9 protein-coding genes and 1 pseudogene are annotated in these 6917 nt (G+C 39.4%); 7 read left to right on the top strand and 3 right to left on the bottom strand.

From position 1 onward, the window contains the following. The 7 genes and pseudogenes from ACMHKJ_RS11020 to ACMHKJ_RS10990 form a co-directional block, all read left to right on the top strand. Positions 1 to 298: pseudogene (locus ACMHKJ_RS11020) on the top strand (phospholipase D-like domain-containing protein); the annotation flags it as partial. Between the two features lie 3 nt (positions 299 to 301). After that, entirely contained in the window at positions 302 to 1267 is a 966-nt protein-coding gene (locus ACMHKJ_RS11015; protein ID WP_413493909.1) for an SEL1-like repeat protein, read from the top strand. Positions 1268 to 1272: 5 nt separating this feature from the next. Then, the gene (locus ACMHKJ_RS11010; protein ID WP_413493908.1) at positions 1273 to 2271 is read left to right on the top strand and encodes an SEL1-like repeat protein; all 999 of its coding nucleotides are present in this window, start codon (positions 1273 to 1275) and stop codon (positions 2269 to 2271) included. Between the two features lie 5 nt (positions 2272 to 2276). After that, positions 2277 to 3275, top strand: coding sequence for an SEL1-like repeat protein (locus ACMHKJ_RS11005; RefSeq protein ID WP_413493906.1), 999 nt, complete (start codon positions 2277 to 2279; stop codon positions 3273 to 3275). An 8-nt stretch (positions 3276 to 3283) separates the two neighbouring features. Then, positions 3284 to 3487, top strand: coding sequence for a hypothetical protein (locus ACMHKJ_RS11000; RefSeq protein ID WP_413493904.1), 204 nt, complete (start codon positions 3284 to 3286; stop codon positions 3485 to 3487). 13 nt (positions 3488 to 3500) lie between these two features. Next, complete coding sequence (locus tag ACMHKJ_RS10995) at positions 3501 to 3764, top strand: PAAR domain-containing protein (protein ID WP_413493903.1); 264 nt, start codon at positions 3501 to 3503, stop codon at positions 3762 to 3764. Beyond that, positions 3761 to 4888 (top strand): hypothetical protein, encoded by a 1128-nt coding sequence (locus tag ACMHKJ_RS10990; protein WP_413493901.1) that lies wholly within the window; start codon positions 3761 to 3763, stop codon positions 4886 to 4888. Before ACMHKJ_RS10995 ends, ACMHKJ_RS10990 begins: the two co-directional genes overlap by 4 nt. Before the next feature lie 95 nt (positions 4889 to 4983). Here the strand turns inward: ACMHKJ_RS10990 and ACMHKJ_RS10985 are convergent, their stop codons facing one another. From ACMHKJ_RS10985 to ACMHKJ_RS10975, 3 genes are all read right to left on the bottom strand, one after another. After that, complete coding sequence (locus ACMHKJ_RS10985) at positions 4984 to 5271, bottom strand: putative quinol monooxygenase (RefSeq protein WP_413493899.1); 288 nt, start codon at positions 5269 to 5271, stop codon at positions 4984 to 4986. Positions 5272 to 5338: 67 nt separating this feature from the next. Beyond that, on the bottom strand, positions 5339 to 5794 hold the full coding sequence (locus ACMHKJ_RS10980; protein ID WP_413493898.1) for a RidA family protein: 456 nt from the start codon (positions 5792 to 5794) through the stop codon (positions 5339 to 5341). 81 nt (positions 5795 to 5875) lie between these two features. Continuing rightward, positions 5876 to 6235, bottom strand: a complete 360-nt coding sequence (locus tag ACMHKJ_RS10975) for an MmcQ/YjbR family DNA-binding protein (RefSeq protein WP_413493897.1) — start codon at positions 6233 to 6235, stop codon at positions 5876 to 5878. Positions 6236 to 6917: the final 682 nt, after the last annotated feature.

Here is a 6917-nt window from a genome sequence, read left to right as displayed (position 1 = left end):
TGATACCTTTTTAATTCAGGGCTCTGCCAATATCAATTTACGCAGTATGGCATTTGATAGTGAGATTGCAGTGATATTACAGGATACGGATGATTTTTCGATAGTGAAGCCATTAAGAGAAAAGCTATGGGGATTGCATAAACGGACAGGGAATACAAACTCAGATTTGACAGAGGAATTTAAAGAGTGGGGAAACATTATAAAAGAAAATTCTATTAAAAAGAAAAATAAAATAAAATCGATTAGTTCATTAATTTATTTTGAAGATAAAACCATTAGCTTAAAAAATTCGGATTAGCCAATGAAAACACGGATAAATATTACATTATTATTGGGTATTATTTTACTGATAAGTTGTAAGCCAACGGATAAAAAGGAAGCCATTGTGACTCAAAAAATTGAGCCGGATTTAACTTTTACCTGTGTCTATGAAAAAGACACATTGCCGCCCATCGACCCTGAAGCTGATATTTGGTTTAAACAAGCGCGTGAGCTGGAAAAGGTGGATAAATATAAACGTGATTATACCAAAATTGGTGAACTTTACCGCAAAGCCGCCGAGCGTAATCACCCTAAAGCCATGCTGAACTTAAGTAACTTAATTAGTTATGGCAAAGTGCTACCGATAGCAGGGATAGGCCCTGCCCAAGAGGCCTGGGATATTAACCGAAAAATGGCAAAACTGAATATCAGCTATGGTTATTACCAAATGGGCCATTATCTGGACACGGGTTATGGCGTAGCTGCTGATCGCACAAAAGCGTTAGCTTATTTTCGCCAGGCAGCAGATTTAGGGAGCCCTGAAGCCCAATTTGTTATTGGGGATATATTTATATCACAACGACTATCCAATACAGACAACCCTGCCTATAGACCTAATATCGGAAAAGCCATGTTAGCTTGTGCTACGCAGCAAGGACATGGGGAAGCAGGATACAATCTGGCCGCGTATTCAAGAGATGTGGAAAAAAATATTGATAATACTTTAAAATTTTTTCAAATATCTGCAAAGAACGGGTATCGAATGGGAGCTTCGATGCTAAGTAAAGCATTTGCTTCAAATACAACACCTAAAGATTATTATTATCTCCCTATTAAACCCGATCCAGAACGTTCTGCCCGTTATGCTGCCATTATTAAAGAAATTGACGTATCTGATGAAATAGCTACGTTTCCTGATATTGATAAAATTGTTCCCCTTCCTCCCGCTGAATTACCTGAATGGGATGGCAGCTTTGAATATAAAAAACAGGCTGAGGGGCAATAATAAATATGATGACCTTTTTATCCTGTACTAAATTAATCACACACCGCCTGTTTAAATACAGTGTGCTGGTTTGGGGGTTATTGCTGCTTGTCAGTTGCAATCCTGTGGATAAAAAAGAAATAAATGTGAGTCAAAAAACAGAACCCGATTTAACCTTTACCTGTGTCTATGAAAAAGACACATTGCCGCCGGTTGATCCCGAAGCTGATATTTGGTTTAAACAAGCGCGCGAGCTGGAAAAGGTAGATAAATATAAACGCGATTACGCCCAAATAGGTGAACTTTACCGCAAAGCCGCCGAGCGTAATCACCCGAAAGCCATGCTGAACCTTAGTAATTTAATCAGCTATGGTAAAGTGCCGCCATTACCGGGAATAGGTCCCGCGCAAGAGGCGTGGGATATTAACCGAAAAATGGCAAAATTGAATATCAGCTATGGTTATTACCAAATGGGCCATTATCTGGACACGGGTTATGGCGTAGCTGCTGATCGCACAAAAGCGTTAGCTTATTTTCGCCAGGCGGCGGATTTAGGGAGCCCAGAGGGGCAATATGTTATTGGTGATATTTTCCTGGCTCAACGTTTATCTGATAGCGATAACCCTGCTTATCGCCCTGAGATTGGTAAAAAAATGCTTGATTGTGCTGCTAAGCAAGGAAATGGTGAAGCCGCGTACCAATTAGCTATATATTATCAAGATGTAGATAATGAATTAGGTATAGCCTTGAACTACTATCAGCTCGCTGTAAAAAATGGTTTCAGAACTTCGGCATCAACGTTTATGGAGGCGTTTAAGCCTGACATAAAAGAAAGTTCTATTTACTATCTACCAATAGCACCTGATCTTGAAAGATCCACCCGCTATAAGTCTATTGTTGCCGAAATTAGAAATAACCCTGACGCCCGTTTCCCTGATATTGATAAAATTGTTCCCCTTCCACCTGCTGCATTACCTGAATGGGATGGCAGCTTTGAATATAAAAAACAGGTTGAGGGGCAATAATCAATATGATGACCTTTTTATCCCGCACCAAGTCATTCACTCACAGTCTGTTTAAATACAGTGTGCTGGTTTGGGGGTTATTGCTGCTTATCAGCTGTAACCCGGAGGATAAAAAGGAAATCACAATAACGCAAAAAACAGAACCCGATTTAACCTTTACCTGTGTCTATGAAAAAGACACATTGCCCCCCATTGACCCTGAAGCGGATATTTGGTTCAAGCAAGCACGTGAGCTGGAAAAGGTGGATAAATATAAACGCGATTATAACAAAATTGGTGAACTTTACCGCAAAGCCGCAGAGCGTAATCACCCGAAAGCCATGCTGAACTTAAGTAATTTAATCAGCTACGGTAAAGTGCTGCCATTGCCGGGAATAGGTCCCGCGCAAGAGGCGTGGGATATTAACCGAAAAATGGCAAAATTGAGTATCAGCTATGGTTATTACCAAATGGGGCACTACCTTGATACCGGCTACGGCGTAGCTGCTGACCGCACAAAAGCGTTAGCTTATTTTCGCCAGGCGGCTGATTTAGGGAGCCCTGAAGCCCAATTTGTCATTGGTGATATTTTCCTTTCTAAAAGTCTGGATAATATGCAAAATAACCCAGCCTATCGCCCTGAAATTGGTAAAAAAATGCTGGATTGTGCAGTACAGCAACAACATGGAAAGGCTGCATACTATTTAGCAACATATTATTTAGATGTAGATAATGATTTAGATAACGGGATGAAATATCATCAATTAGCTGTAAAAAATGGTTATCGATCTTCAGCCTCAGCATTAGCAGAAGGTTTTAAGCCTAATGTAAATGAAAAATCAATGTATTATCTCCCCATTAAACCCGATCTTGAGCGTTCTGCGCGTTATGAAGCTATCAAATTAGAAATTAGAAATAACCCTGACGCCCGTTTTCCTGATATTGATAAAATCGTTCCCCTTCCTCCTGCTGAATTACCTGAATGGGATGGCAGCTTTGAATATAAAAAACAGGCTGAGGAGTAATAATAAATATGATGACCTTTTTATCCTGTACTAAATTAATCACACACCGCCTGTTTAAATACAGTGTGCTGGTTTGGGGCTTAACACCATCAGAAAGCTACCTTAAAAATATCTATTTTCTTTATGGTACAACAATTAGTGAGATTGAGATCAGAGGTGCGTTATTTCTTATTCTGCTTCAACGAATGGAAAAACAATCTGTTAATCAATAACAAGGATATTAAGATGCAGGCACTCGTTCGGTTAGGAGATAAAACAACCCATGGTGGTGAAGTGATCACTGCCTCGGGCTCTATAATGTATGGTAAGCCGGTAGCATTAGTCGGAGATAAAGTAAATTGCCCTGAAAAAGGCCATGGCGTGAATGCTATTTTACCCGGTTCAACACGTATATTAATATCAGGGCGCCAAGCTGCATTAAACGGTTTTCCGACAGAATGCGGCTGTACATTAATAGCCAGCCTGTCATCATCAGGAGAACAATCATGATGAGTTGGCGCACTCCCTCATTAGAACATCCGCCTGCCCCTGAAACACCACGCTTCATACTCTGGGTATTCATTATGTTAGTCGTGGGCATAACAGGGTTTGGTATTGGTGTTTATTTATCCGCAAATGAAATGCTGCCGGATACAATGAACAATATGATGATAATATTGGTATTCGCCGTGCTTCCTGCCCTTTTGATTCCTTCAATAGGATATTTTATTTATTCACTGGCCGTCTATCGCCATCAGTTATTTACTGACATGTTAGATGATTCCCACCAGGAATGGCGTTTATGGGCAGGAAAACATCTCGGATTATTAGCGCATTCCCGGCTGACTAAAATCAATGAAGAAAATAAAGATGGGCTGATATTATCATCATTACCACCGAATAAAGATAATGTACTGACACTCAATTTATTAAAATTACTGCCTTCATGGGAAAAAAAAGAAAAGGCAATCCAGACATTACTCACCCCTGTCGCGGAATATTATCATCAACACACACTAACCCAGCCAATTACATTTTATTGGCAAGCTGAACAGAGTGATACCGATTTAACTTCACTCATCAGGGAAGAAGCAACGCGTTTGTCATTAAATATTGAATCCATAGAACCACTTGCGTATGCAACGCTCGCTGAATGGTTGTCAGCACTCTATGAAGAACCTTTTGACCTTAAACTATATGCTATTCTTTCGTATCAATCCGATGATACAGATCTCAGTGAAGAGGCATCATGCTTACTTCTTTCCCCGCAAAAACTATACGAGCGCTTACATATTCCGGCTAACATAAAATTACTCCGACCGTTATCAACCGATATTAATGATTTTCCTCAGGCCTTAAAAATACAATGTGAGTTTCAGTTAACAGGTGCTCAATTAACTTCGGTTTGGCATAGCGGGGTCACTGACAATAACAAAAAAAAATGTACCGAAAGCTATTATCTTCAGGGTATAACCTGCATTTCAGAGCAACTTTACGATGCTGATACATTTTTAGGTAAAGGGGGCTGTGCCCGTCATGCTGCAACACTTTCTCTCGCGGGTGAGTATCCGAAAAATCAGCTTGTTGTTTATCAAAACCAGGAAACGCTGCTGCTACAACAAATACTATCCTGAAGCATTTAACTCTGTATCAATTGAAATTTTAGCCATTCATCATTACCAAACTTGTCAACTATCCGGAAATTCCGGATAGTTGAATCCGCAGTGTTTTAAATTTGTTTTAATAATTTAATGTCCAGCACATCAAGCTTCCCATCAATTTTATTAATTAATTCTTTAAAATGCGGCGTTTCATTATGCTCATCTAAAGCATGCTGTGACTTCCATATTTCAAAAAATACATAGGTTCCATCGTGTTGCATATCCTGATGTAACTCATATTTAATATTTCCGGCTTCCTGGCGGCTCGGTATTACAACGGCCTTGAGTGCATCATATACATCATCTTTGTATTCTTCTTTTGCTACCATTGTGGCAACAATACGGATCTCATTCATGTCCGGCTCCATCAGCTCTTAAAAAGACAAAATACACTATACGAACAGTGTTATAACAATATATAAATTAATAAATTTCAGCTATTAACGCTATCTCAACACAAACGCCGAATGGCAACTGAGCTACCGTATACGCATTACGACTGTGCTTTCCGGCTTCTCCGAATACATCATGCATTAATTGTGAACAGGCGTTAGCAACCACATGCGGCTCTGTAAAATTGAGAGTTCCGTTAACCATACAGTTTATATTCACTATTCTTTTTACCTTACCGAGGTCACTTAATGCCCCCTGCAATGTTCCGATTAAATCGATGGCAACTAACCGGGCTATCTTCGCCCCCTGTTCAGTCGTCATATCATCGCCAAGCTTACCAACGACTAACTGACCATCTATTTTGGGTATATGGCCAGATAATGTAATTAATTTATCAGAAATAACATAGGGTTCAAACTTTGCATCAGGTACAGTTACAGATGGTAATTCAATACCCAATGATTTTAAGCGGTCATATGCGTTCATGGATTACTCCCCTTATAATTAAAAATTAAACTATCCTGGCCTGCCTTCTTATTCGCTCATTTAATGGCGGCTGGTTCTGTGCTATTTTTGAGTTAACCTGTAGCTACCATCAATCAATGATTTAAGTTCAGACTCACTAAAACCATCATCCAGTTTTATGGTAATCCAGTGCTCTTTATTCATATGATACGCAGGAAAAACCCCCTCTTTTAAGCGAAGCGAACCGACCAGTTCAGGCTCAACCTTAACATCTACGATATCAATGATAGTCCCTGAATCACCCTCATGTAATTTATCCGCAGATACATCCATAATGAGTGCAAACCATTTAGAACTACCCTGATGTCTGAATACAACATAATTTGGGTACTTATCCCATGGATATTCAGGAGATACCCCATAATTATTTTGGATATAACTAATCAGATCATTCCTGTTCATGTTGCCACCTTAAAATGAATCATCAACTATTACAGTTAACGCCATTTATCGCAGTCAATCAAGCTGACTAAGCGGTTTTTGTACCTGCCAATAGTTTATGATGTAATACATGCAGATATACCACCGGCCCTGTCCACATAATAAATCGTTATTCACACCGACCTCCGGTTTTAAACAGGCGCTATTTATGCTTAGCTGATAGTACCTATTCACAACATGAGATTAGCTAAAGGAAAAACTCACTTTTTGAATTTCAGGTACAAAAAAATCCGCGAGTGATAGAAATGATCCCACACACAGCTTGGACGTACAGATGTGCGTGAGATTCATTCTGTGGCGGCATATATGAAAAAGACCCGTAATGCGCAACCCGTGAATGAATAATTGATTGAAACAGGTTATACCGATATCGCTACACTATCGCGTTAATGTATAAATATAATCGTCAAACGTTTTGCTACCTATCACATAATTATTTTCAGGCATCAGATCTGATATGAACCTCATAACATCACTATTCATATGCAACTCTTTAACAAATGGCCAATCAGTCTGAAGTATTTTTGTTAAAACAAAATCCATAAGCCCCTCCGGCGATACTGAACTACTATCATATCAAAATAGAGAAGCCTACCTGATTATGTTGTGATCTACGCTATCCGGACATTACGGAGAGTTAAAC

The organism is Morganella psychrotolerans (assembly GCF_965118875.1).
Classification (GTDB): domain Bacteria; phylum Pseudomonadota; class Gammaproteobacteria; order Enterobacterales; family Enterobacteriaceae; genus Morganella; species Morganella psychrotolerans_C.
Note: the sequence above shows the minus strand (reverse complement) of the source record. Positions and strands in the feature narration are given on the sequence as shown.